The sequence below is a fragment of the Pseudomonadota bacterium genome (assembly GCA_039815145.1).
Taxonomy (GTDB): Bacteria; Pseudomonadota; Gammaproteobacteria; order Steroidobacterales; family JBCBZW01; genus JBCBZW01.
The window spans coordinates 1-23,415 of sequence record JBCBZW010000051.1; the positions used below are offsets into that span (position 1 = coordinate 1).

Annotated in this window: 22 protein-coding genes and 1 tRNA gene; 10 read left to right on the top strand and 13 right to left on the bottom strand. The window is 67.1% G+C overall.

The genetic code is table 11. The annotated features are described in order from the left end of the window. From AAF184_13765 to AAF184_13785, 5 genes are all read right to left on the bottom strand, one after another. A partial coding sequence (locus tag AAF184_13765; protein MEO0423401.1) for a PAS domain S-box protein occupies window positions 1-856 on the bottom strand: 856 nt, incomplete at its 3' end. Between the two features lie 193 nt (window positions 857-1,049). Beyond that, a tRNA-Gln gene (locus tag AAF184_13770) sits at window positions 1,050-1,123 on the bottom strand. A 29-nt stretch (window positions 1,124-1,152) separates the two neighbouring features. Continuing rightward, window positions 1,153-1,542, bottom strand: a complete 390-nt coding sequence (gene rpsI / locus AAF184_13775; GenBank protein MEO0423402.1) for a 30S ribosomal protein S9 — start codon at window positions 1,540-1,542, stop codon at window positions 1,153-1,155. A 29-nt stretch (window positions 1,543-1,571) separates the two neighbouring features. After that, window positions 1,572-2,003: a 50S ribosomal protein L13 gene (rplM, locus tag AAF184_13780; protein MEO0423403.1), complete on the bottom strand. Its 432-nt coding sequence runs from the start codon at window positions 2,001-2,003 to the stop codon at window positions 1,572-1,574. Window positions 2,004-2,138: 135 nt separating this feature from the next. After that, window positions 2,139-2,912 (bottom strand): DUF481 domain-containing protein, encoded by a 774-nt coding sequence (locus AAF184_13785; GenBank protein MEO0423404.1) that lies wholly within the window; start codon window positions 2,910-2,912, stop codon window positions 2,139-2,141. A 122-nt stretch (window positions 2,913-3,034) separates the two neighbouring features. Here AAF184_13785 and coq7 point away from each other — a divergent pair, with 122 nt between their 5' ends. Together coq7 and crp are read left to right on the top strand one after the other, a co-directional pair. Next, window positions 3,035-3,706 (top strand): 2-polyprenyl-3-methyl-6-methoxy-1,4-benzoquinone monooxygenase, encoded by a 672-nt coding sequence (coq7, locus tag AAF184_13790; GenBank protein MEO0423405.1) that lies wholly within the window; start codon window positions 3,035-3,037, stop codon window positions 3,704-3,706. A gap of 374 nt (window positions 3,707-4,080) precedes the next feature. After that, complete coding sequence (gene crp / locus AAF184_13795) at window positions 4,081-4,764, top strand: cAMP-activated global transcriptional regulator CRP (protein MEO0423406.1); 684 nt, start codon at window positions 4,081-4,083, stop codon at window positions 4,762-4,764. Window positions 4,765-4,816: 52 nt separating this feature from the next. Here the strand turns inward: crp and rpe are convergent, their stop codons facing one another. Both rpe and djlA read right to left on the bottom strand, forming a co-directional pair. Beyond that, window positions 4,817-5,488, bottom strand: coding sequence for a ribulose-phosphate 3-epimerase (gene rpe / locus AAF184_13800; GenBank protein MEO0423407.1), 672 nt, complete (start codon window positions 5,486-5,488; stop codon window positions 4,817-4,819). A 222-nt stretch (window positions 5,489-5,710) separates the two neighbouring features. After that, on the bottom strand, window positions 5,711-6,502 hold the full coding sequence (gene djlA, locus AAF184_13805) for a co-chaperone DjlA (GenBank protein MEO0423408.1): 792 nt from the start codon (window positions 6,500-6,502) through the stop codon (window positions 5,711-5,713). A 139-nt stretch (window positions 6,503-6,641) separates the two neighbouring features. Between djlA and AAF184_13810 the strand changes: the two genes are divergently transcribed. Next, window positions 6,642-7,535, top strand: a complete 894-nt coding sequence (locus tag AAF184_13810; protein MEO0423409.1) for a phosphoribosylaminoimidazolesuccinocarboxamide synthase — start codon at window positions 6,642-6,644, stop codon at window positions 7,533-7,535. Window positions 7,536-7,541: 6 nt separating this feature from the next. On the opposite strand, the gene pmbA is transcribed toward AAF184_13810, so the two are convergent. Next, on the bottom strand, window positions 7,542-8,912 hold the full coding sequence (gene pmbA / locus AAF184_13815) for a metalloprotease PmbA (GenBank protein MEO0423410.1): 1,371 nt from the start codon (window positions 8,910-8,912) through the stop codon (window positions 7,542-7,544). Between the two features lie 40 nt (window positions 8,913-8,952). On the opposite strand from pmbA, the gene yjgA reads away from it, so the two are divergent. Genes yjgA through AAF184_13830 form a run of 3 tightly spaced genes read left to right on the top strand, consistent with a single transcriptional unit; the run spans window position 8,953 to window position 11,116 of the window. Next, window positions 8,953-9,486: a ribosome biogenesis factor YjgA gene (yjgA, locus tag AAF184_13820; protein ID MEO0423411.1), complete on the top strand. Its 534-nt coding sequence runs from the start codon at window positions 8,953-8,955 to the stop codon at window positions 9,484-9,486. Between the two features lie 31 nt (window positions 9,487-9,517). Next, complete coding sequence (gene purE, locus AAF184_13825; protein MEO0423412.1) at window positions 9,518-10,021, top strand: 5-(carboxyamino)imidazole ribonucleotide mutase; 504 nt, start codon at window positions 9,518-9,520, stop codon at window positions 10,019-10,021. Window positions 10,022-10,024: 3 nt separating this feature from the next. After that, window positions 10,025-11,116: a 5-(carboxyamino)imidazole ribonucleotide synthase gene (locus AAF184_13830; protein ID MEO0423413.1), complete on the top strand. Its 1,092-nt coding sequence runs from the start codon at window positions 10,025-10,027 to the stop codon at window positions 11,114-11,116. A gap of 2 nt (window positions 11,117-11,118) precedes the next feature. On the opposite strand, the gene AAF184_13835 is transcribed toward AAF184_13830, so the two are convergent. After that, the gene (locus AAF184_13835) at window positions 11,119-11,325 is read right to left on the bottom strand and encodes a hypothetical protein (GenBank protein ID MEO0423414.1); all 207 of its coding nucleotides are present in this window, start codon (window positions 11,323-11,325) and stop codon (window positions 11,119-11,121) included. Window positions 11,326-11,474: 149 nt separating this feature from the next. Between AAF184_13835 and AAF184_13840 the strand changes: the two genes are divergently transcribed. Next, the gene (locus AAF184_13840) at window positions 11,475-12,269 is read left to right on the top strand and encodes an alpha/beta fold hydrolase (GenBank protein MEO0423415.1); all 795 of its coding nucleotides are present in this window, start codon (window positions 11,475-11,477) and stop codon (window positions 12,267-12,269) included. An 11-nt stretch (window positions 12,270-12,280) separates the two neighbouring features. On the opposite strand, the gene AAF184_13845 is transcribed toward AAF184_13840, so the two are convergent. After that, complete coding sequence (locus AAF184_13845) at window positions 12,281-12,727, bottom strand: PDZ domain-containing protein (GenBank protein ID MEO0423416.1); 447 nt, start codon at window positions 12,725-12,727, stop codon at window positions 12,281-12,283. Window positions 12,728-12,801: 74 nt separating this feature from the next. Continuing rightward, window positions 12,802-13,719 (bottom strand): pirin family protein, encoded by a 918-nt coding sequence (locus tag AAF184_13850; GenBank protein MEO0423417.1) that lies wholly within the window; start codon window positions 13,717-13,719, stop codon window positions 12,802-12,804. A 174-nt stretch (window positions 13,720-13,893) separates the two neighbouring features. On the opposite strand from AAF184_13850, the gene AAF184_13855 reads away from it, so the two are divergent. The 3 genes from AAF184_13855 (at window position 13,894) to AAF184_13865 (ending at window position 17,855) form a co-directional block, all read left to right on the top strand. Then, the gene (locus AAF184_13855) at window positions 13,894-15,126 is read left to right on the top strand and encodes an FAD-binding domain-containing protein (protein MEO0423418.1); all 1,233 of its coding nucleotides are present in this window, start codon (window positions 13,894-13,896) and stop codon (window positions 15,124-15,126) included. Window positions 15,127-15,136: 10 nt separating this feature from the next. Further along, window positions 15,137-16,291: an AraC family transcriptional regulator gene (locus AAF184_13860; protein ID MEO0423419.1), complete on the top strand. Its 1,155-nt coding sequence runs from the start codon at window positions 15,137-15,139 to the stop codon at window positions 16,289-16,291. 64 nt (window positions 16,292-16,355) lie between these two features. Then, window positions 16,356-17,855: a S41 family peptidase gene (locus AAF184_13865; GenBank protein ID MEO0423420.1), complete on the top strand. Its 1,500-nt coding sequence runs from the start codon at window positions 16,356-16,358 to the stop codon at window positions 17,853-17,855. A 9-nt stretch (window positions 17,856-17,864) separates the two neighbouring features. Here AAF184_13865 and tldD read toward each other — a convergent pair whose 3' ends face one another. Next, on the bottom strand, window positions 17,865-19,307 hold the full coding sequence (tldD, locus tag AAF184_13870; GenBank protein ID MEO0423421.1) for a metalloprotease TldD: 1,443 nt from the start codon (window positions 19,305-19,307) through the stop codon (window positions 17,865-17,867). Window positions 19,308-19,334: 27 nt separating this feature from the next. Next, window positions 19,335-23,390 carry a YhdP family protein gene (locus AAF184_13875; GenBank protein MEO0423422.1) on the bottom strand — a complete coding sequence of 1,352 codons (4,056 nt, stop codon included), beginning with the start codon at window positions 23,388-23,390 and terminating at the stop codon, window positions 19,335-19,337. Window positions 23,391-23,415: the final 25 nt, after the last annotated feature.

A 23,415-nucleotide genomic window follows, 5' to 3' on the forward strand; every position in this document is an offset into this window, starting at 1 on the left:
CGTTGAGCTGCGACAAGCGTTGTTCACGCGCGATACGCTCGGTCACGTCGGTCGACATCACAAGCAGGCGGCGCTCCCCGCGCTCCGTCTCCACCGGCACCTTGTCCGTGCTGATCCAAGCGCTGGCACCATCCCGCGGCGTGTAGCGCTCCTCGATGTTCAGCCTTGCCTGCCCTGAGTCGAGGACGGCCAGATCGTCATCGTGGTACTTCTGCGCCATGGCCGGGAACAATTCGTAGGTGTCACTGCCGCGCAACTGCTCTTCGTCTTCGAAACCCATCGAGATGGCCGCCGCCCGATTGCAGCGAATAATTTTGTTCGCGTCGTCCTTCAACCAGATTCGAGCGGGCATGTGCTCCAGAATCAAGTCGAGCTCTTGGGTCCTCAGCCTGAGTTCCTCCTCAGCCCGCTTCAGTTCGGTCACATCAGTGTGCGCCCCGAGCATGCGGCGCGGCTGCCCTTGCGCATCGCGCACCGCGAGACCACGACAGCGTATCCACACCGTGTGGCCCTCGGTGTGGCGGTAACGGACGATTTGATCGTAGGGGTGCGCGGGATCTTCGAAGTGGCGCTTGGCGTTCTCCAAGGCCAGTTGGAGGTCATCCGGATTGATGATGTCCTGCCACGCAGAGGACAGATGCGGCTTGTCCAGGGGATCGTAGCCTAGGGTCTCCCAGAAGCTGCGACTCATCCACTCGTGTTCGGGCTGCAGCAGATCCCAATACCAGATACCGTCGAGGCAGCCGGCACTCAGGAATTCGAGCACTCCACGATCAGAGGACAGCAGGTCGTGGAATTCCCGTTGGAGATAGTGGCCGCTGCTACCCGCCAGGCTGTCGTTACCGACACCACTCATGCCGCATCCTCGAGTGGATAAGCGCCCCAAGCTGCTGCACGGAGGCCGGGGCGCGACGGACATAGGCTAACAGGGCAGGCGCGGCGAGAGTCGTGATCCAGCACCGCTGGGGGCGGGAGCACCTGACGAAGAGGTTCGCCGCCTCCTCAGGGCACAAATGAAAACGCCCCCGACGAGCGGGGGCGTTTGGTGTTGGCTGGGGGACTAGGATTCGAACCTAGGTTGACGGAGTCAGAGTCCGTAGTCCTACCACTAGACGATCCCCCAGTAGGCGGTACCGAGGCGCCGAAACGGGATCAGCGCTTCGAGAACTGGGTGGCGCGACGAGCCTTGCGCAGACCGACCTTCTTGCGCTCTACCTCACGGGCGTCGCGGGTCACGTAACCGGCCTTGCGCAGGGGCGAGCGCAGCTGCTCGTCGTACTGCATGAGGGCACGGGTGAGACCGTGGCGAATGGCGCCGGCCTGGCCCGTGGTGCCGCCGCCCGTCACCGTGACGGTGACATCGAAGCGACCGACCAGCTCGGTGAGCTCCAGCGGCTGCATGACGATCATGCGCGCGGTCTCACGGCCGAAGAAACGGTCCAGGGGGACGCGGTTAACCGTGAACTCTCCGGTGCCGGGGCGCACGAAGACGCGGGCGGTGGAGGTTTTGCGGCGGCCAGTGCCGTAATAATTGCTCTGCATGTTCATTTGCTAATAGCTCTCGCCGTCGCTCAGATGTCCAGCGGCTGGGGCTGCTGGGCTTCGTGCTTGTGTTCGCTGCCGGCGAATACCTTCAGCTTGCGATACATCTGCCGGCCCAGGGGACCCTTCGGCAGCATGCCCTTCACCGCGATCTCGAGCACGCGCTCGGGCGCACGCTCGATCATCTGGTTGAAGTTGCGCGTCTTCAGGCCACCGATGTACCCCGTGTGGTGGTGATACATCTTGTCGCTGGACTTGTTGCCGGTGACGCGGATCTTCTCCGCGTTGACCACCACGATGTAGTCGCCCGTGTCCACGTGAGGCGTGTAGATGGGCTTGTGCTTGCCGCGCAATCGGCTGGCGATCTCGGTGGCGAGACGGCCGAGCGTCTTGTCGGTGGCGTCGACCAGGAACCAGTCGCGTCGCACCTCAGCGGGCTTGGCGGAAACCGTCATTTTCATCATCTGCGGTGATACCGGGATGGCTGGATGGTAAGGAGCCGGCAAGTATAGGGCCGGGTTGGGCCTCTGACAAGGCCAACACGACGGACCTGCGGGCGGGCGATCACTCGCCCGCCGCAGGCACCGATAGGCGACTCAGAAGTCGTATTGAAGCGTGACCGCCGTGAAGGTGTCGGTCGAGGCCGAGCCCTCGGGCACGTCGGAGTTGTTGCGCAGGGTGTAGGACAGGCCGAGCCCGACGTTCCCCACCAGCGTCGCCTTCACTTCCGTGACCGACTCGAACAGCGTGTTCTCGCTTCCACCCTCCACGGAAAACCGCTGGTTGAAGGAACCCGTTTCGCTGAAGTTCCAGGTGTAGCGCACGGCGGCGCGGGCAATGGCCTGGTTGAAGTCGGTGCCGTCGTTGCGCTTCTGCTGGGTGGCACCGCCACCGACCTCACCGGCCAGGAGGTGGGTGCCGTTATCGATGAAGGTGCGCCCGTAGCCGACCGTCTCGGTGATCTGGCGCTCGAACCCGCTGAAGAGGTCGCGATCGAAGTTGAAGCGACCGAACAGGTAGCTCTTGTCGTTGATGGCCCAGTTCGCCTGGTAGCCCGCCTGATAGCGCTCAGCGGTGGTCTCCGACTCACCCGTGTCCTGGTCGTCCGCGGTGGCCCGCAGGGCATTGGCGGTAAACTCATGACGCCACCGCCCAGCGGCGTAGACCGTGCCCAGTCCAGCCGTGAGACTGGAGGTGTCGGCGTTACCGGTGGTGGCCGCGAAACCCAGCTTCGCAGTACCTGAGAAGCCCTTTTCTTCCTCTTCTTGCGCCTGCGCGCCAAAGGAAAGTACGCCGACCAGGAGACAGGTAAGAATCGGCGCCGCGCGACGGCGCAAGATGCTGGACTGGTGCCCGCTGAAGCGTCCCATGAGAGTTCCTCGTAGTAGTCGTGTTCGTGATGACACGGTGCGATCACAACCGTGTGGCGGCGCATCATACCAGCGAAATGCCGCCTCTGCCCGTCCGTTCCACGACCCTTTACAATGCTCCGATGCGCTCACATCTGACCCTGGCCGATCGCCTCCTGGTGCTCGGCGACCGTTTCCTGCGCCAGGTGGCAGGCCCGACCGCCGCCGACGCCACCACCACGCCGACCGCCTCTGGCCGCCCGGTGCCGCAGGGCGAGCCCGCCGATCCCCAGTTCGAACTGAGCGCGAGGGAACACGAACTGGCGATCCGCCTCATGCGCGTGAATCACGCGGGCGAGGTGGCTGCCCAGGCGCTCTACCAAGGTCAGGCCGCCACCGCCCGCGACCCGCAGATTCGCGCTCACATGGTAGCCGCGGGCGAGGAGGAACGGGACCATTTGGAATGGTGCGAGGTGCGACTCCAGGAACTCGGGGGCGCCACCAGTGCGCTCGCACCTTTGTGGTATCTCGGCTCGCTCGCGATCGGCGCCACCGCTGGCGCGAGCGGTGATCGTTGGAGCCTCGGCTTCGTCGCCGAGACGGAACGCCAAGTGGAGGAGCATCTCAGCGAACACCTCGCCCGCCTGCCCGCCGGCGACGCCCGCAGTCGCGCCATCCTCGAGCAGATGCAAGCCGACGAGGTGCGTCACGGCGCCGAAGCGATGGCCGCCGGTGGCAGTGAACTGCCCGGGCCCGTGCGCGGTGTAATGCGTCAGGTCGCCAAGGTGATGACGCGCGCGGCGTACTGGATCTGACGCCGAACACGCCACATGTCGCCAACGCTTGGCGGTCTCTCGATCAAATGAGACCCGCGTCACGACGCGGCCTACATCAATTACGTCTAATCGACGACGCGATGACGCGCTTCCCTTGGCGCGAGGACGATCGCAGCTGCGAGGCCGTTTGGGGGAACGGCGTGCCCGGTTCACATTCGCCGGGCGTCAGGTGTGACGGAACCTTCAGTAACCGGCAGGGCTGCCGATACTAGGCAACGTAAGCCGGCCGCAAGGTCGGTAGGTGACAACGCGGCGTGCCGTGTTCCACTTCCGCAAACCAGGCAGCAGCCACCCAGGAGACGTGCCACGCGAGAGCTACCGCACGTTTTCAGCCAGCGTCCGAGAGGCCACCGATGGAAAACCTTGCGAACCCCGCCAAGCCCCTGAGCGATATCCCAGCGATCAATCGCTTCTTGAGCTATTGCCGCATCCGCACCGTGCCGTCGAAGACGGTCGTGATTCATGCCGGCGACGTACCCGACACCCTCTACTACATTGTCGACGGCTCCGTCGAAGTGATGATCGAAGACGAAGACGGCAACGAGATGGTGCTCGCCTATCTCAACAAGGGACAGTTCTTCGGCGAGATGGGCTTGTTCTACGAGCAGCCCGCCCGCTCCGCTTGGGTGCGTACCCGCCGCGCCTGTGAAATCGCCGAGATGACCTACCCGTGCTTCCGCCAGATCGCCAGCGAGAGCCCGGGTTTGGTGTTCGAACTGGCCACGCAGCTCGCGAGCCGCCTGGACCGCACCAACCGCAAGCTCGGCGACCTCGCCTTCGTCGACGTGACCGGTCGCATCGCCCACGCCCTAATGGATCTGTGTGGTGAGCCCGATGCTTTGGGCCATCCTGATAACTTTGGTGTGCAGATCAAGGTGAGCCGTCAGGAGCTCGCGCGCCTGGTCGGTTGCTCGCGTGAGATGGCTGGCCGAGTGCTGAAGGTGCTCGAGGAGCAGGGCCTGATCACCGCCAGCGGCAAGACGATCGTCGTCTACAACATGCGCAATCAGCAGCCGGCCGAGCCCATCGCTCGCTGACCCGCGTTCGCTCGGGGTGCGCGACTAAAGGGTCGCGCACTCCGCGCATCTCTCAAGTACCACTGCCCGCCAACGCTTCGCGCATCGCGCTGATCGTTGCCGCGTAGTCGTCCGCCCCGAAGATCGCTGACCCCGCCACGAAGGCATCGGCACCTGCGGCCGCCACCTCGGCGATGTTGTTCACTTTGATACCCCCGTCCACCTGCAAGCGAATGGGGTGATCCGCCTGGGCGATGCGTGATGCCAAGGTTCGGATCTTCGGCAACGCCGAAGGCAGGAAGCTCTGCCCACCGAAACCCGGGTTCACGGACATCACCAGGATCAGGTCGATCCGATCCATCACGTGGTCCAACCAGTCGATGGGCGTCGCCGGATTCAGCGCCACCCCCGCCTTCACACCGCTCTCGCGGATCAGGCTCAAGCTACGATCCAGATGATCCGTCCCCTCCGGATGGATGGAAATCCAATCGGCACCCGCCTCAGCGAACTCGCCGATCAACCGATCCACCGGCCGGCACATCAGGTGCACATCCAACGGTGCCGTTATCCCATAGCCCCGCAAGGCTCGCGCGATCTCAGGCCCAAAGGTCAGATTGGGCACGTAGTGACTGTCCATCACATCGAAGTGCACCACGTCCGCCCCAGCCCCCAACACCGCCGCCACCTCATCCCCCAACCGAGCCAGGTCAGCCGACAAGATAGAAGGCGCAATCACAAACCCCATAACCAACTCCCCATAAGTCTTGCGAACCGCTCACCCCAAGGCGAGCGCAGCGAAGCCGCCAGGCGCGAGCGCAGCGATGCGCCGACACCGAAATGGACGCCTGAGGGGGTTCAGGGGGTGCAGATCAAGGCGGGGTGGGGGGCGAGAAAGCGGAGCGTAGGCTGCCTACGTGAGCATTTCTCGCCCCCCGCCCCAACGCGGAGCTGCGCCCCCTGAACCCCCTCAGGAGCGGGAGGAGCGGATGGTGTCGTATGCCTCGCGAATCTGCCGCGTACGCTCCTCGGCCAGCCGCACCATCTCCTCCGGCATGTCCCTTCCCACCAACTTATCCGGATGATGCTGATTCATCAGCCGCCGATAGGCCTTCTTCACGGCACTATCGCTCGCATCCCGATCCACCCCCAACAGGCGGTAGGACTGCTGCAAGCGCTCGGTCGGCGTCACCTGCATCGCCTGCGACGAGCCATGCCGGCGCACCAATGCCTCCAGGCGCGACAGCTCACTGCGCGAGATGCCGAGGCTGCTCGCCGCCCGCGTGAGCACCGCCCATTGCTCCTCGCCGATGTCGCCATCCGCGAGCGCCACCTGAATCTGGATCTCCATAAAGGTGCGCAGCAGATCCGGGTGGTGGCGGCATTTGCCGTGAAAGCGGCGCAGGGTGGCGGGCGCATCGAAGTCCTCCTGCTTGCCCTCGTTGAAGAGGGTGATCGCCGAGCGGGTCTGCTCTTCATTGAGCTGCATGCGTTGCATGACTTCCCGCGCCACCCGTATCTCCTGCTCGGACACCCGCCCGTCAGCCTTGGCCGTGTGCCCCATCATCCAAAAGCTGGCCGTAAAGAACTCGAACTGAACCTCGCGCACATCCTGGCCGCCCGCGGCGCGACCGGCGCGCTGGCGCGAGAGACCGACGTCGAACTGGTGGCCGACGACCACACCGACGATGGCACCCAGCCAGTGCCCGGCCATGAAACCGAGCACGCCGCCAGCAAATTTTCCCCATAGCACTTGGTTCATCGATAGACCTTGCTCTACGCGACCGCGATTTTAGCGGCCCTGGCCGCGCGATATCAGTAGGGACCGCCACCTACGGCGCGGATGGCATACTCTGCGCTCGCGCCTCGATGCGCCCGAACCTGGCCCAAGCGAAGAGAACATGTCAGCGAACACCCCTGCGACCTGCGTTTATGAGTCCGACATCGCCGGCCTCGAATTGATCGCCCGCGGCAAGGTTCGCGACGTCTACGCCGTGGACGAGGAGCGCCTGCTGATCGTGGTCAGTGATCGACTCTCCGCCTTCGACGTGGTGCTGCCCGACCCGATTCCCGGCAAGGGCGAGGTGCTGAACGGCATCTCCGGCTTCTGGTTCGACCGCACCGAACACATCGTGCCCAACCACCTGCTGCGCGACGGCCTGCACGATCTCCTGGCCCAACACGGAGCCGAGGCGTACGCCTCGCGCGCCATGCTCGTGCGTCGCCTGCGACCCCTGCCGATCGAGGCGGTGGTGCGCGGCTACCTCCTCGGCTCGGGCTGGGCGGACTACCAGAAGAGTGGCGAGGTGTGCGGGATCGCGCTGGCGCCGGGCATGCGCCAGGCTGAACGGCTACCGGAGCCTCTGTTCACGCCGGCCACCAAAGCCGCAGTGGGCGACCACGATGAGAACATCAGCTTCGAGCAGTGCGCGGCGCTGGTGGGCGAGGAGATCGCGACGCGGGTACGCGACGTGGCCGTGCGCCTCTACCAGCATGCGGCCGAGTACGCGGCGACCCGCGGCATCATCATCGCCGACACCAAGTTCGAGTTCGCCATGGACGGCGACCAGCTGATCCTGATCGACGAAGCCCTCACGCCCGACTCCTCACGCTTCTGGCCGGCCGAGGAATACGCCGTGGGCAGCAGCCCGCCGAGCTTCGATAAGCAGTTCGTGCGCGACTACCTCTCGACCCTCGACTGGGATCGCACCGCGCCGGCACCGTCGCTTCCCGCCGAGGTCATCGAGGGCACCGTGGCGCGCTACCGACGCGCCCTGGAATTGCTGATCGGTTGACTCGGCTCAGTCGCCGGCGATCGTCATCTCGTCCAGGAGGATAGAGCCGCAGTGCACAGCGCCACGGCGATCCACGTCCGTGCCGATCGCCTGCAGGCCCGAGAACATCGCGCTCAGGTTGCCGGCGATGGTCACCTCGTGCACGGGGTAGCGAATCTCGCCCCCTTCCACCCAGAAGCCGGCCGCGCCGCGCGAATAGTCCCCGGTGACCATGTTCACGCCCTGACCGATCAACTCGGTGACCAGGAAGCCGCGATCCATACGCGCGAGCAGGGCGTCGAAATCCAGCTGCTCACCGTCGGCGGTGGCGGCAGGCACGAGGGTGTTCCAGGCGCCACCGCAGTGCCCGGTGGTGCTCAGCCCGAGCTTACGGGCCGAATAGCTGGAGAGCAGATAACCCTTCACCACCCCGTCGCTCACCAGATCTCGATCGCGCGTGGCGACCCCTTCCTGATCGAAGCTCGCACTGGCCAAAGCGCCCGGTAGGTGCGGTCGTTCCATCATCTGCACGAACGTGGGAAACACCTGCTCGCCCACCACATCGAGCAGGAACGAGGCTTCACGGTATTGAGCGCCGCCGCGAATGGCGCCGAGAAAGGATCCCACCAGGCCACGGGAGTGCTCCGGCGGCAACAGCACGGGCGCCTTGGTGGTGGCGATCTTGCGCGCGCCGAGGCGCCGGATCGTGCGTTGTGCGGCGCGCTCCCCGACCGCTTCCGGTGACTCGAGGTGCTCGCGCGCCCGAGCCACGGAGTACCAGTAATCGCGCTCCATGTTGCCGTCGCTGCTCGCCAGTACGCTGCAGCTGAGCGAGTGGCGCGTGCTGGTGCCGCGGCCGACGAAGCCCCAGCTGTTGCCGTAGACGCGACAGCCACGGCTCGTGTGCACGGAGCCGCCCTCGGAGTTGTCGATGCGCTCGTCCGTGGCCAACGCCGTCGCCTCGCAGCGCCTCGCCAACTCGATCGCCTCGTCCGGGTCGAGGGCCCAGGGATGATCGAGGTCGAGATCGGGGAATTCGCTCGCCATCAACGCCTGATCAGCTAGGCCCGCGCATGGGTCCTCCGCGGTGAAGCCGGCGATGCTGCACGCCTTGGCCACCGTATCCTCGAGGGCGGCATCAGCGAAATCTGCCGTACTCGCCGTGGCCTTGCGCTGACCGAAGTACACCGTCACGGCGACCCCCCGGTCGCGGGTTTGCTCCAGCGTCTCCACGTCCCCGAGGCGCACGGTCACGCCGAGGCCTGCGCCCGCGCTGGCAGCGGCCTCCGCTTGGCTGGCGCCGCGCGCGGCTGCCATCTTCAGGACGCGTTCGACGACCCGCTGCAACTCGTCAGCGTCGGCCGAGGGTTGCGTGACGGCCAGGGCGGTTTCGTTCATACGGTTCTTCCCATCGATGCAGACCGGTAGGATTCTACTCATGGAGGACCTCGAGCACGACGACGGACCCAGCAAGTCCCAACGCAAACGCGATGCGCAAGCGCTGCAAGCGCTGGCCGTGTCATTGGTCGAGCTATCGGACGAACAGCTAGCGCGGATACCCCTGCCGGAGAAGCTACACGACGCGATCGTCGAGACCCGACGCATCACCTCCCACGGTGCCCTACGCCGCCAGCACCAGTACCTCGGCAAACTCATGCGCCGCGCCGAGCATGAACCGATCCGCGAGGCCCTGGCCCAACTCGAGCGTGAAGCGGCCGGGCAGACGCAACACTTCCATACGCTGGAGCGCTGGCGCGACCGTCTCCTGGCCGAGGGCGACGCGGCGATCGATGAACTGCTGGCCAGCTTCCCCCAGCTGGAGCGCCCCCCCCTGCGGCATTTCGTACGCCGGGCACGCCAGGAGCGGGAGGCGAACCGTCCCCCGCGATCGGCCCGCGCCCTGTTCCGCCACCTGCGTGAGCGCATCGAAGCGCCCACGCCGACGCAGGACGAGGACGCCGCCCCCGACTGAGCCGACAGCCGCGGGTGATACAATGCAAAGGATGCAACCAAAAGTAGGCATCATCATGGGGTCGCGCTCCGACTGGGAGACCATGCGACCGGCCAGCGACACGCTGACCACCCTCGGCGTGGCCCACGAGAGCCGCGTGGTCTCCGCTCACCGCACACCGGACCTGCTCTTCGAGTACTGCGAAGGGGCTCGCGCTCGCGGCTTGAAGGTGATCATCGCGGGCGCCGGCGGCGCTGCCCACCTGCCCGGCATGGCTGCCGCCAAGACTGAGTTACCGGTGCTGGCCGTCCCCGTGATGTCGAAGGCCCTAGCGGGAGTGGACTCCCTGCTGTCCATCGTGCAGATGCCTAAGGGCATTCCCGTGGGCACGCTCGCCATCGGCCAGGCGGGCGCACAGAACGCCGCCCTGCTCGCCGCGGCCATCCTCGCCAATGAGGACGACGCGGTGCATGCCGCGCTGGTCGCGTTCCGACGCGAGCAGACCGAGCGCGTACTGAGCGACCCGGATCCCAGCCAACCTCCACCGGCATCCTGACCCATGAAGATCGCAATCGTAGGCGGCGGCCAGCTCGCCCGCATGATGGTGCTCGCTGGCTATAACCTCGGGCAGGAGTTTCTGATCCTCGACCCCAACGAGCGCGCCAGCGGCGGACAGGTCGCGCCGATGATGCTGGGCAACTTCGGCGATCCCGAGCGCCTCGCGGCGCTGGCGGAACGGGTCGACGTCGTCACCTTCGACCTCGAGAACGTGCCCGCCCCCGTGCTGCGCCAGGTGGCGGCGCCGCAGCTGTACCCGCCCGTGGACGCGCTCGAGACCTGTCAGGACCGTCTGAACGAGAAGACGCTCTTCGACGAGCTCGGCATCGGAGTGGCCGGCTATCGACCGGTGAACGAACTCGACGAGTTGTTCGAAGCGGTGAACGCGCTCGGTCTTCCCCTGGTACTGAAGACGAGGCGCCTAGGCTACGACGGGCGCGGCCAACGGGTGCTGCGGGAGACCGCGGACATCGAGCCCGCCTGGCAAGCCCTGCGCGGCGTGCCCCTGCTCGCCGAGCAGTTCGTTCCCTTCGACGGCGAGGTCTCGATCGTCGGCGTGCGCAGCCGCGAGGGCGAGATTCGCACTTACCCGCTGAGCCTGAATCAGCATCGCGAAGGAATCTTGCGCACGTCGATCGCACCCGCCCCGGTGGACCCTGCCCTCGAAACCACGGCCCGCGAGCAGTTGGAGCGGGTGATGACGCGCTTCGACTACGTCGGCGTGCTCACCATCGAGTACTTCATGAAGGACGGTCAGCTCCTCGCCAACGAGATGGCACCACGTGTGCACAACTCCGGGCACTGGACCATCGAGGGGGCGGTCACCAGCCAGTTCGAAAACCACATCCGCGCCGTCGCCGGCCTGCCCTTGGGCAGCGTCGCCGTGCGCTGCCCGAGTGCCATGGTCAACTTCATCGGCACCATGCCGGCGCCGGAGAAGGTACTGGCCATCCCGGGGGCTCATCTGCACGACTACGGCAAATCGGCCCGCCCGGGGCGCAAGCTCGGGCATTGCACGGTCATCGGCGTGGACGTTGCCGAGCGAGACGCGCGACTGGCGCAGGTTCAGGCCCTGGTGGGCGATCAGCCCTGAGCTCAGGCGCCCTTTCGACCTAGTAATTCTCGTTGGTTCACGTCAGGCGGTGCGACCGAGCGGGGGCCGCGGCGGTGGGTCGCTTTGAGGGCGGCGAGCCAGCGGGAGTAGGCAGCCCAGCCATCACGGGCAGCGTCGCTGTCATCGCGGGCCGGGCCCTCGGGGCTGAAGTCGAACACCGTGTCTTCCTTGCTTCGTTCGTCTTCCATGTTCCCGTGATCCCATCGTGTTGGCTGTGACGTGCTATGAGACTAGCGCTGCGACGACGTGGACACTGTGAGGTTCATCACAAGGTCGCTGAGATCGCAGCGCAGCGAACAAGTTGATCAGTCATCACTCAAGTGAGAGGAGAACGCCCGTGGCCGTTCACCGCTACCGCGTATCGTCACCTGCCCCCATCGAGCTGGAAGTGGACGTGCGCGGCGAAGGCGACGACGCCGTGCTCCTGCTACCGTCCTTGGGGCGCGGCCGGGCCGACTTCGACGCGCTCGTCGATGCCCTTGTTCGTGAGGGATTCCGCACCCTGGCGCTCGATCCACGCGGCATTGGTCATAGCGACAACGCGACCTTCGAGAACCTCACCCTGCACACCCTGGCGGACGACGCCGCGGCGGCCCTGGATGCCCTCGCCATCGAACGTGCCCACGTCATCGGTCATGCCTTCGGCAACCGCATCGCGCGTTGCCTGCAAGCGGATCACCCCGCGCGGGTACGCTCTCTCGCCCTGTTGGCGGCAGGCGGGCGCGTGCCGCCGGTCGAAGAGGCGGTGGACGCCTTTCGTCGCTTCGTCTCCACACCGATGGCGCCCGACGCGTTCCTGCACGAGGTGGCAGCAGCCAACTTCTCGCCGGCGAGTGACCCGAGCGCGTGGGCTGACGGCTGGTGGCTCGACACGGCACGCGGCCAGGCGACAGCCGCCGGTCGCACGGAACTCGAGGATTGGTGGCTGCCCGGCAGCGACGTCGCGGTGCTGATCGTGCAGGGGTTGGACGATCGCATGGCGCCACCCGCCAACGGCCGTTCCCTAGGCGAAGCGCTCGGCGCTCGTGCACGCCTGGTGGAAGTGGAGCAAGCGGGTCATGCCCTGCTGCCCGAGCAACCGGCGCAGGTGGAGGCGGCCGTGTTGGAGTTTCTGTCCGGCCAGAGGTCCTAGAGGGGGCGGGCCTACTGGCTGCGGGGGCGAATGGCCGCGGCTGGCTGGCACAGGTCGCCGACGAGCTGGCCCAGCACGCCGCGGGCGCTGAGGAACTCGCCCCGGCGGTAGATCTCGATCTCCACTCGCTCGCCGATCTGCAGTTCCCGCACGCGCGAGACCAGTTCGCCCGCGAGGTAGATCGGCTGCCCGTCCATGGAGACGATGAAGTCGCCGATGCGCAGCCCGATGAGCGCTGCCGGCGACCCACGATTGACGTTCACCACCGGCACGCCGTTCTTGACGCCCTCGTACTCCCAACTGCCGGCGGCGTTGCCGAAGATCACGTCTTGCAGATCGCGCACGTTGACGCCGAGGCACGGGGTGGGCGGATCCGCCTCGAACTCCTGCGCGAACGCGGCGCAGCTCAGGAACAGGAGCCCGACGGGGGCCCACCAGCGGTAGCGCTTGGCGCTCATCGACAAATCTCCTTCGCACGGGCAGCGGCCGGAGGGCACAGCTGCTCTGTCGTCTGACCCCAGTGTAGGGCCGATTACGTCGGCAAAGGAATGAACTCCTCGTCGTCCCCCGGCACCTTTTCGAAACGACCGTCGCGCCAATCGCGCTTCGCCTGTTCAATCCGGGCAGGATCGCTGGCCACGAAGTTCCACCACAGGTGCCGCGGACCGAGCGGCGACCCCCCCACCAGGATGAGTCTGGCCCCCTGCGCTCCCCCTCGCGCAGCGAAATCGGCGCCATCGGCGACCACCGCCATCACCCCGCCGGCGACGTCGTCCTGCCCATCCACGGTGATCGACCCGTGGGCAACGTAAGCGGCAAGTTCTTGGGACTCGCGGGGGATGTGCACCGCCTGGCCGGCGCCGAGCACGACATCGAGGTACACGGTGGGGGAGAGGGTGCGCACGGGCGAACGCGCGCCCAGCGCCTCGCCCATCACCACCCGAATCGACACGCCGTCGACCTCGACCGCCGGAATCGTCTCCGCCGGATAGTGATCGAAGGCCGGCTCCGCCTCCTCATGCTCGGCCGGCAGGGCCATCCAGGTCTGGATGCCGTCCAGCCGCGACGGCGCCTGCAGATCCGGCCCCGCCCGCTCGGAATGCACGATGCCGCGACCCGCGCGCATCAGGTTGATCGCACCAGGACGGATCAGCTGCGCGTAGCCGAGGCTGTCCCGATGCATGATCTCGCCTTCGAACAGGTAGGTCATGGTGGACAGGCACACGTGGGGGTGGGGCCGCACGTTGATCCCCTTGCCGGGCGCAAAGGCGGCGGGGCCCATGTGGTCGAAGAAGATGAACGGACCCACCGAGCGGCAGCGGCCGGCGGGCAAGACCCGCCGTACCTCGAACTCACCGATATCCTTCGCCTTCGGGCGGATGAAGCGGCTCAGGGCATCACTGCGCGGTGTCGCGGCGTCGTGGGGCGGAGGACAGGGATGAGCGGTCATGAAGGGCCTGCAAGCGTTGGGCGTTGCCGCCATGCTACCCCCGGTCCGCTGACACCGCGCTACCCTAAGGGCCAGGGACAGTGTCGCGCGAGGCGGCACCTTGTGGGCCCGCCCAGACTCCGCTCGGCCCTACCGGGCGAAGGCTCTCAGCAGAGTGATCCGACGGTGTTCCCGATGAACTTCCCCTCCTGGCAACCGACCCAGCAAGCCGCCCAAGAGGCGCTAGCGCGCTTCCTACCGAACGCGGGCAACCACTACGCACGCACGCGCAACCACGACGAAGGGCCGGAGCACCGACGCAACGTCTCCGGCCTGTCGCCGTGGCTGCGCCACCGCCTGCTGCTGGAACAGGAGGTGGTGCAGGCGGCCATAAGCCAGCACGGCCTCGGCGATGCGGAGAAGTTCGTACAGGAGGTGTACTGGCGCACCTACTTCAAGGGTTGGCTGGAACAGCATCCCGACGCCTGGACCGGCTGGCTCGCGGCCCTCACGGAGGATCAGGTCCGTCTCGACACCGACCGCGCCCTGCGCGAACGCTACGTGCAGGCGGTCTCCGCGCGCACGGGCATCGACTGCTTCGACGCCTGGGTCCAGGAGCTGGTGCAGACCGGCTACCTGCACAATCACGCCCGCATGTGGTTCGCATCGATCTGGATCTTCACCCTACAACTGCCCTGGTCGCTCGGCGCCGCCTTCTTCTACGAGCACCTGCTGGATGCTGACCCCGCCTCCAACACCTTGTCTTGGCGCTGGGTCGGGGGGCTGCACACCCGCGGCAAGCACTACCTCGCCCGCCCGGACAACATCGCCAAGTACACCAACGGCCGCTTCAATCCGGCTCGCCAACTCAACACGCAGGCCGAGCCCCTCGACGAATCGGAGGAGGAACGCCCACCTCGGGTGGCCCTCGAGCTCGCCGCGACGCCGCCCGCCGCGAGTCATCGACTCGGCCTGTTGGTCACCCAGGAGGACTGCCACCCCCAGTCCCTGGCCTTGCCCAGCAAGCCCGTCGCCATCGGGGCCTTACCCACGAGCGCCGGCGCATCCGAGGCGCCCCCGCGTGGGCCCGCCCAGACAGCCTTCGGCGACGGTGCCCTCGCCGAGGGGCTGCGTCGCGGTGCCGACCACTACGGGCTGGATGCGGCCACCTTCGGCCCTGACACATGGATGAGTGACATCCTGACCTGGGCACACGAACATGATCTGCAAACGCTGGTGACCGCCTACGCGCCCATCGGCCCAACGCGCAGCGCCCTACACGACCTTGCAGCTTCGGTAGCCAGCGAGGGCATCACCCTTATCCAACTGCGCCGGGACTACGACTCCCTGGCCTGGCCCCACGCGAAGGCAGGATTCTTCGGCCTGAAGAAGAAGATCCCCGCCTTGGTCGACGCCCTTACCCCCTAGGTTGGTCAGTTTGGACGCCTCACTAACACCGCTCGTCATGAGTTGGCGCAGCACGGCGCTGGCCCTACCGCTGCTGTGTGGCGTGGTCTGCCTCTGGCACCTTTACGGCCGTGAGCTGGAGCGTCGGTCCGTAGGCTGGCTAGGAATTTTCTTCGCCTGCGCTGCAATCAGCGTGCTGCCCCAGATCATCGGCTTCGCTGGCGCCTACGATCGCTGGCCGGATCTCACCTTCGCCCCGATGGACCTGGCCCTGTGGTTCGGCCCGACGCTCTACCTTCATGTGCACAGCCTGGTGTACCGCTCGACGCCGCCCTGGTGCTGGTGGCTGTTCGCCCCCGGTGCCGCCTACTTCGCGTACCAGAGCTGGGCCTTTCTGTTACTACCCGACGTCGCCACCAAGTGGGCCTTCAACGACAGCATCCACGAGCCCTACGTGCTGCCCGTCGTGTTCGCGGGCGCCCTGGGCTTGATCCTCTTCACGCTGGTGGAGATCTGGCGCCTGCGCCGACGCTACCTGCGCTGGCTGGCAGACCATCACTCGGATGGCGACCGCTTCGAGCCGCGCTGGCTGGTGCGCTTCGTCGTGATCGGCGTGCCCCTGGCCGGTGCGTGGGCACTCGAGTACGTGCTCGGCAGCGCCTTCGGTTTCGATTACTTCCAACGCTACTGGGGCAACTTCGCCGCCGTGATCCTGTTGTTTGCGCTCTGTAGCGAGGCGCTGGCGCGCATCGACGCGGCGTTTCCCAAGATGGATGCGACGGCCCCCGCTGCTGCCGCCCCGGCCCTCGAGGCGGCGAAGGACTGGCGGGCCGAAGGGGAGCGTTTGCGCGCCGCCACCCTGGCCCAGCAATGGCACCTGCAGTCGGGCCTGTCCCTGCAGCGCCTTTCGCGCCTGTTCGGCATGAACCAGAGCTACCTCTCGCGCACGCTCAACCTGGGGCTCGAGCAGACCTTCTCCCAGTTCGTGAACGGTCTGCGCGTGGAGCATGCGAAGTCCCTGCTCAACGATCCCATGCTGCCCCTCCTCGACATCGCCCACGCGAGTGGCTTCGGCTCGAAGGCGAGCTTCAATCGCGCCTTTCGTGAGCACGCAGGCATGACACCGAGCCAGATGCGCCAAGAGTTGACGTCTCAAAGGAGCGAAACCCGGCCAAATACCGTGTGATGCGGCGCTCTCGGCCACCCATTGGTGGAGAGTCGAAGAGTGTTTTGCTGATTGGATATCGCCGATGACCCTTCGTGCTTGCGCTAGCGCCCTCCTCGCAGGTTTCCTCGCCCTGACCACGCTGGCGCCGGCGACCGGCCTCGCCGCCGCCATGGCGATTCCCGGCGATCAGTCGCTGAACGCCGAGCAGGTGGTGGCGGACCTGGACCTCGCCGAGAAGGCCTTCTCCCGCGTGCATCCCGGCTATGCGCGTTACGCGGCGCCGGACACCTTGGCGGGCGCTTGGGAATCCCTGCGCGAGCGCGCCCGGGGGGAGGACGGGATGTCGGTCTCGGCGCTCTACCTCGGCGTCTCTCGCGTGCTGCCCCTGATCCGCTGTGATCACACGAAAGCGGAGCTGCCGAAAGCCCTGCGGGAGGGCCGATCGGGTGCCCCCCTGTACCTGCCCCTGCGCTGGCAGTGGATCGAAGGGCGTGCCCTGGTGCGCTACGCACCGGCAGATAGCGCCGTGGCTGCCGGCGACGAGTTGCTCGCCATCGATGGCGTGGCCGTGGCGACGCGCGTGGAGGAGACGGCAGCCCTCGTGCCCGTCGACGGCTACACAGACCACGCGAAAGCCGGCGAGATGGGCGTGTCGTTGGAGTTCATGGGCGGCGCGGTGGAGCACTTCGGCGCCCTGCTGCAGCCGCCGCCCGCCGAGGCCACCTTGACCGTCCGCGCGCCGAACGCGCCGGAACGCATCGTGCGGGTGACCCGTGTCGACCACAGCGCCTGGTCAGCCCTCGGCGCGCAGGCGGGCCGCGCGCGCAACTTCAAGGACGCCATCACCTTTGAGCGCCTCGGAGAGCGCGCCGCCTACCTGAGCGTCGACACCTTCGTCAACTACCGCGAGCCGGTCGATCCTCACTCGCTCTACGCGCCCGTCTTCCAGGCGCTGAAGGACGAAGGCCGGGACACGTTGATCCTGGATCTGCGCCGCAACGGCGGGGGTTCCAGCGACGCCTCCCACGGGCTGCTCGCCTACCTCATCGATCGCCCCCTGCGCATGCACACGGACATGCGCGTCGCCACCCTCGATCTGGACGACCTTCGCGAGCACTTGAGCACCTGGGATAAGCGTGCCCTGAACCCCAATCGCTTGGGCTTCCGCAAGCAGGACGACGGCACCTACTCCCTGCGCAGCTTCGTCTCCGATGATCTCAAGCGCATCAAGCCGCGGCGACAGGCCTTTGAGGGCAGGTTGCTGGTGCTGATCAGCGCCGACAACTCCTCGGGCAGCACCAACCTGTCGGCGATCCTCGCCGAGCAGGACCGCACCACTTTGATCGGAGAGGAGACCGGGGGTAGCGCAGAGGGACCCACGGCCGGACTGCTGTTCACGCTCACGCTGCCGAACAGCGGCATCCGCATGCGCCTGCCGTTCTTTCGCTACCGCAACGACGTCTCGGGCTTCGAGCGCGGCATGGGACTGAGCCCGGATATCGAGGCGCCCTGGACCTTCGAGAGCGCACGCGCCGGTGAGGACCCCGCGATGGAGGCCGCCCTGGCGCTCATCGAGCGGTGAACGAAGTCCTTAGCCCGTACCACCCACCGTCAGGCCATCGATCTTCAGGGTGGGTTGGCCGACGCCGACCGGCACGCTCTGCCCCTCCTTGCCGCACACGCCGACGCCGCGGTCCAGGGCCATGTCGTTGCCCACCATGCTGACCCGCGTCAGCACGTCGGGGCCGTTGCCGATCAGGGTGGCGCCCTTCACGGGACGGGTGAGCTTGCCGTCTTCGATCAGCCACGCTTCGCTGGCGGAGAAGACGAACTTACCGGAGGTGATATCCACCTGGCCGCCACCGAAGTTGGAGGCGTAGAGGCCGCGATCCACGGAGGCCAGGATTTCCTCCGGGTCGTGCTCGCCGGCGAGCATGAACGTGTTGGTCATGCGCGGCATGGGCACGTGAGCGAAGGACTCGCGACGGCCATTGCCGGTCGGTTTCATGCCCATCAGCCTGGCGTTCATCTTGTCCTGCATGTAGGCGCGCAGGATGCCTTTCTCGATGAGCACGGTCTCGCCGGTGGGCGTGCCTTCATCGTCGACGTTGAGGGAGCCGCGTCGATCGGGAATGTTGCCCTGATCAACGACCGTGCACAGGGGCGAGGCCACCTGCTCGCCCAAGCGACCGGCGAAGGCGGAGGTCTTCTTACGGTTGAAGTCGCCCTCCAGCCCATGGCCGATGGCCTCGTGCAGCAACACGCCCGGCCAGCCCGGGCCGAGCACCACGGTCATTGTGCCCGCCGGCGCCTCCTCCGCTTCGAGGTTCACCAGAGCCTGCTCCACCGCCCGCCGCGCGTAGTCCATCGCGCGATCGTCGGTAACGAAGTAGTCGTAGCCGAAGCGTCCACCGCCGCCGGCGCTGCCGACTTCCCGGCGACCGTCGCTTTCCGCGATCACGGTCACGTTGAAGCGCACGAGGGGGCGCACGTCGGCGGCGAGGGTACCGTCGGTGGCGGCCACCAGCATGGTCTCCAACTCGCCGGACAGGCTCACCATCACCTGACGCACGCGCGGATCCAGGGCGCGGGTACGCTTGTCGATGTCCTCGAGCAGGGCCACCTTGGCGTCGTCCGACAGCGTATCGAGGGGATCGACGGGCACGTAGAGCTGTGGCCGTTCGGGCGAACGCCAGGCCTGCACGGCGCCCGCATCGCCCGCGGCAGCGATGGCCCGGGCGGCACGACCGGCCTGCTCCAGCGCCTTCGGCGCGATTTCATCGGAGTAGGCGAAGCCGGTCTTCTCGGCACTCACCGCGCGCAGGCCGGCGCCATGATCGATGCTGTGGCTGGCATCTTTGACCATGCCGTCCTCGAGGGACCACCCTTCGCTGCGCGAGGCCTGCAGGTACACATCGGCGTAGTCCACCTGCCGATCGAGCATGCCGCCGAGCAGCTGCTCCAGCCGGGTCTCATCGAGGCCCGACGGGGCCAGCAGCGTGCGCCGTGCAGTCTCCAGCGTAGCGTCAGTCATCGTTCGTCTCTCTCCACCTAAATTCCATCAACGGCCGCTAGGCGCCGGCGCGGCCGGCCCCTGATCCGCATCGCTCGGCGCGGCGTCGCGCCGGGAGTTCGGCAACGCCACGCGCTGCACGGTAGGTTCGGCCCAGGGTCCGGTGATCCGGTACTCCGTGCGCGACAAATCCTTGAGCGGCTCCTTCATCAGCTCCGTGAAGATGAGCAGGGCCGCACCGACGACGGGACCTCCGGCGAGGGCCCCGGCCACCGGCAGGGGCGATCCCACGTTGGCGAGGACCACGGCCGTCTGATCATAGTCCCGACTGACCAGTCCCGTCCGCCCGCTGATGCGCACATCGGCCGTTTGCCCGAGCAACTGGAGGTCGTCGGTGTAGGCGTCGCCGTCGGCGATGGTGAAGGTACCGGAGATCTCATCGAAGCCGAGCCCCTTGTCGAACACATCGCGGAAATCCAGCTCCAGGCGTCGCGGCAAGGCGGCAACGCTCATGAGCCCGAACACCTTGCCCGCACCCGGGCGTACGTTCAGCAGCTGGCCGGACTCGATTTTGACGGCGATCTCCCCCGCCAACCGATCGTCCAGCACGATGCCGGGCGGCCCCTGCCAGCGGAAATTCGCGTCCAGGCTGGCGGCACTCGCGCTCATCGAGCCGGCGAAGCCGAGCTGCTCCAGCGTCGCCAGGAGGTCCGAGCTCGCAATCGCGAGCGTCAGGGAGGACGCCTGATCACCCGTCTCACGGGCTGACCACTCCCCCTCCCCGTCGAGGCGATAGCTCTCGCCTTCCACCGTGAGCCGGGGCAAACGCACGCCGGACTCCACCGCCTGAACTTCCAGGGCCACCCGCCCAAGGTTGAGCTGCCGCCAAGCGAAGTCGTCGATCTCCAGCACCAGAGCAGGCAGCCGACGCGGATCGAGTTCGATTCCTGCCATCGCGGACACATCGACCGCCTCCGGCTCAGGCTCGGGCCCCTGCAGCGTCGTCTCCATCGCTAACACCGGCGCGTCGGGCGGGGGCGCAGGCACGTGAAGCTTGCTGAAGCGGGCCACGAAGGGTGCCCCTTCATCCGGCGAGGGCATGAACACCGCGCCCGCCACATCTTCACTGCGCAAATCGATGGCCCAACGATCGTCATCGTTGCGCAGGGCGACCGACATCGTCTCGAGGGTCTGTCCCGCCACCCTCAGGCGCGAGATCTCGAGGGCCAGGGCGTTGAGGGGCGGGAGCGCGGGCGATGGTGCGCCGTCCACCGGCGCGGAGGCGACGGCGGGGCCAGCACCGGCGACGCGAGCGAGGACGGTGCCCCAACCGGTGAGGTCCAGCTCCTCGATGTCGCCCGACACCTCGATACCGCGCACGTCGGGCAGCACCGGTGCCGCGCCGCCGAAGGTCACGGCGCCCCGCTCGAGCGAAATCACGCCCTCAGCCAGGGCGCCATCGAGACGCGCGCGAAGCAGCTGCCCGATCGATAGGGCGAGGCTCGCCGCCCCGTCCCCGGCGTGACTGATCACCACCGAGGTGGGCAGGGCGTCGTCAGGCCCCTTGGTGAGCGGTGCCGGCAGGGCCATGCGGGCGCCCACGAGATCGGACTCGATCACCAGCGAGCGAACATCTTCGTTCGCCTGCGGCAATCTGAGGCTTGCCAGATAGTCCGTGGTGCCCTCGAGGTAACCGTCGGCATCCGGCAGGATTCCGCGGACCGCCTCAGCCGCATCGAAGCTGCCGCTCACCTCGAGCTGGGAGGTCACGGCCCTACCGTCCTGATCGTAGAGGGGCGTGAGGCGCACACCGACATCGCCGCCCAGCACGGCGCCGCGAATATCCTCGCCGGACAGGCCGTTGTCTCGGTCGTAGCGCAGGGTTCCCGCGAGCTGCTCCAAGGGCATCGGCAACCCTGCCAGTTGGATGAATCCCTCCTCGGCGTCGAGCTCAGCGAAGAAGGTGGCGTCCTCGCGCTTACGCAGGGGCAAGCTGAAGTCCAACAACACCTCGCCCCTACCGCGCACCTCCTCGAGGGGCTCAACGTGCGGGGAGAAGGGACTCGCGCGCAGGAAGTCGGTGAGCGCGGTGAGCGTGCCGCGCGTGCGGCTGCGGTACTCGAGTACACCCACTCGCAGGTCCGGTATCCCCACTTCGAGCGTACGCACCGAATTGCCCAACGTGCTCCCGGAGAACCCCTCCGCATCCAGGCGCACGTTGTCGAGCGCTATCACACCCGTTAGGTCAACGGCGTGCGGAAAGCCGTCGGCGTAGGCGAGCTCGACGTCCTGGATCTGCGCACGCACCAAGAACTCACCCTCGCCCCCGTCGAAGGGGAAGGCCTTCACGGGGCCGGTAAAGGCGATACTCGCCCTCGGCACGGTGCCACGCACCATGGAGGTCTCGAGCCAGCGGCCCACGCTTGGCGCCAGCACCAGCGACGGTACGTAGCGGCGAAACTCAGACATGTCTGCATCCGACATAGCGAGCTGGAGATCGAGGAAGGGGCCCGCGCCGGGCGCGTCGTCGCCAGATCCCTCGGGCGGCAGCCGTAACTCCGCCTTACCCTCCACGTCAAAGGCGTTGCTCCTGAGCACGATGTCCGGCGCCGTGACCGTGCGTCCACCTGCGCCATCGCCGGTCCACGAGAAGGTGCCCTGCGCGACCACCGCCGGCAGGGCCTGGCGGAACAAGCTCGGCGCTTCGATGACCAGCGCATCGCAATCCAGGGTCAGGCTGCCCTCATCGCCGCGCACGTTGAGCGATCCGCTCACGCCGCTGACGCCCGGTCGCTGATCGCTCACGGTGACCGCGAGTCCGTCGAAGCTCGCCGCCACCATGGGACCGTCCGGCGTCTCGCGCTCGAAGCGCAGCGCGGACAGTTCACCGCGGGGGGCCATGGCGAGCACCTGCTTAGGCAGCGGGGAGCGCTCGACGGGATCCAGCGACAGGGCCAGGGCCGCGAGGGGCAGGAGATCGTCGACGCGCACGTAGTCCGCGCGCGCCGCCCGCACGCCAGCGCCATCGAGTTCCACGGAGAAGCTGCTCTTCGGCCAGCGATGGCCGTCGCGCGCGAGCTCGACATCGCGCCCTAGCAGGGCCCAGCCCTGCGCTTGGGCACTCAGGTTGAAGCGTCCCGCCAGGCGGTCGTACTGCACCGCATGCTCGCCCTCCCCGGCGAGCAGCAGGTCGTCGAGATCCACCGTGAGACTGGCCTGCTCGATGCGCCCTCGATTCCGCGAGGCCCACATGGTGACGCTACCGATGCCGTGCAAGGCGGTCGGCTCCAGGCCGACCGTGGCACCGATTGCGCCGAGGTCCACCTGATTACCGCTCAGGAAGAACTGCCACCGTCCCTCGCGGGCGGCTTGGCTCAGCTCTCGCCCCTCCACCGAGAAGGAGACTTCACCGCCTTCACCGGGCGCCTGCAGCGCACCCTCGAGGAAGAGGGATCCACGCTCGTGGGCAAAGTCCAGATGCACGCCGGAGATGCGAGTCGGACCCGCCTCGGGGTCGTTGCGATCGTCGGTCACCACGATCGTGGCGTCGTCGATCGCCAAGCGCCCGCGGGGCAAGGCCTGGGCCCCACGCGGACGCGTGAGCACCACCTGATCAGATCGTTTGGCATTTGGCGCGACGGCGCGCCCCAGCACTTGCCAACCGCCCTCCTCGGAGCGGTGCTCGACATCGATGACCACCCCTTCGAGGCGCACATCGCCCGGCTTTACGGAGAAGTTGGTCAGTAACTCCATCATGTCGAGTGCGACGCTGCCCCGCTCGGCGCTGAGCAGCAGCGCCTCGCCGTCGGGCGACCAGAGCGCAGCGTCCTCGAACACCAGCTCAGGCCCCGAGAGCAGAGGCCAGCGTGCATCCAATTCGCTCAGGATGACGCGCACACCGAGCGCCTCGCCGGCCCACCCCTCGATCTGCGCGTGGTAGGCGGGCGCCAAGGGCAGGGCGAGGCGGAACAGGCCCACGAGCAAGGCGAGCCCGATCACCAGGGCGGCGATCGTGCGCACGGTCAGGCCGACGACCAGCGCGATCGGCCCGCGCTTCTTCTTGCGCGGCGCTTCGCCTGGCGAGTTGTTCGGTGTTTCGCTCAAGGCCGCCTCAGGAGGGCGAGCGCAA

What these genes read in the sequence shown, in the direction of transcription:
- rpsI (MEO0423402.1), bottom strand. Translation starts at nt 1,542, where the DNA reads ATGCAGAGCAATTATTACGGCACTGGCCGCCGCAAAACCTCCACCGCC.
- rplM (MEO0423403.1), bottom strand. Translation starts at nt 2,003, where the DNA reads ATGAAAATGACGGTTTCCGCCAAGCCCGCTGAGGTGCGACGCGACTGG.
- AAF184_13785 (MEO0423404.1), bottom strand. Translation starts at nt 2,912, where the DNA reads ATGGGACGCTTCAGCGGGCACCAGTCCAGCATCTTGCGCCGTCGCGCG.
- coq7 (MEO0423405.1), top strand. Translation starts at nt 3,035, where the DNA reads ATGCGCTCACATCTGACCCTGGCCGATCGCCTCCTGGTGCTCGGCGAC.
- crp (MEO0423406.1), top strand. Translation starts at nt 4,081, where the DNA reads ATGGAAAACCTTGCGAACCCCGCCAAGCCCCTGAGCGATATCCCAGCG.
- rpe (MEO0423407.1), bottom strand. Translation starts at nt 5,488, where the DNA reads ATGGGGTTTGTGATTGCGCCTTCTATCTTGTCGGCTGACCTGGCTCGG.
- djlA (MEO0423408.1), bottom strand. Translation starts at nt 6,502, where the DNA reads ATGAACCAAGTGCTATGGGGAAAATTTGCTGGCGGCGTGCTCGGTTTC.
- AAF184_13810 (MEO0423409.1), top strand. Translation starts at nt 6,642, where the DNA reads ATGTCAGCGAACACCCCTGCGACCTGCGTTTATGAGTCCGACATCGCC.
- pmbA (MEO0423410.1), bottom strand. Translation starts at nt 8,912, where the DNA reads ATGAACGAAACCGCCCTGGCCGTCACGCAACCCTCGGCCGACGCTGAC.
- yjgA (MEO0423411.1), top strand. Translation starts at nt 8,953, where the DNA reads ATGGAGGACCTCGAGCACGACGACGGACCCAGCAAGTCCCAACGCAAA.
- purE (MEO0423412.1), top strand. Translation starts at nt 9,518, where the DNA reads ATGCAACCAAAAGTAGGCATCATCATGGGGTCGCGCTCCGACTGGGAG.
- AAF184_13830 (MEO0423413.1), top strand. Translation starts at nt 10,025, where the DNA reads ATGAAGATCGCAATCGTAGGCGGCGGCCAGCTCGCCCGCATGATGGTG.
- AAF184_13835 (MEO0423414.1), bottom strand. Translation starts at nt 11,325, where the DNA reads ATGGAAGACGAACGAAGCAAGGAAGACACGGTGTTCGACTTCAGCCCC.
- AAF184_13845 (MEO0423416.1), bottom strand. Translation starts at nt 12,727, where the DNA reads ATGAGCGCCAAGCGCTACCGCTGGTGGGCCCCCGTCGGGCTCCTGTTC.
- AAF184_13850 (MEO0423417.1), bottom strand. Translation starts at nt 13,719, where the DNA reads ATGACCGCTCATCCCTGTCCTCCGCCCCACGACGCCGCGACACCGCGC.
- AAF184_13855 (MEO0423418.1), top strand. Translation starts at nt 13,894, where the DNA reads ATGAACTTCCCCTCCTGGCAACCGACCCAGCAAGCCGCCCAAGAGGCG.
- AAF184_13865 (MEO0423420.1), top strand. Translation starts at nt 16,356, where the DNA reads ATGACCCTTCGTGCTTGCGCTAGCGCCCTCCTCGCAGGTTTCCTCGCC.
- tldD (MEO0423421.1), bottom strand. Translation starts at nt 19,307, where the DNA reads ATGACTGACGCTACGCTGGAGACTGCACGGCGCACGCTGCTGGCCCCG.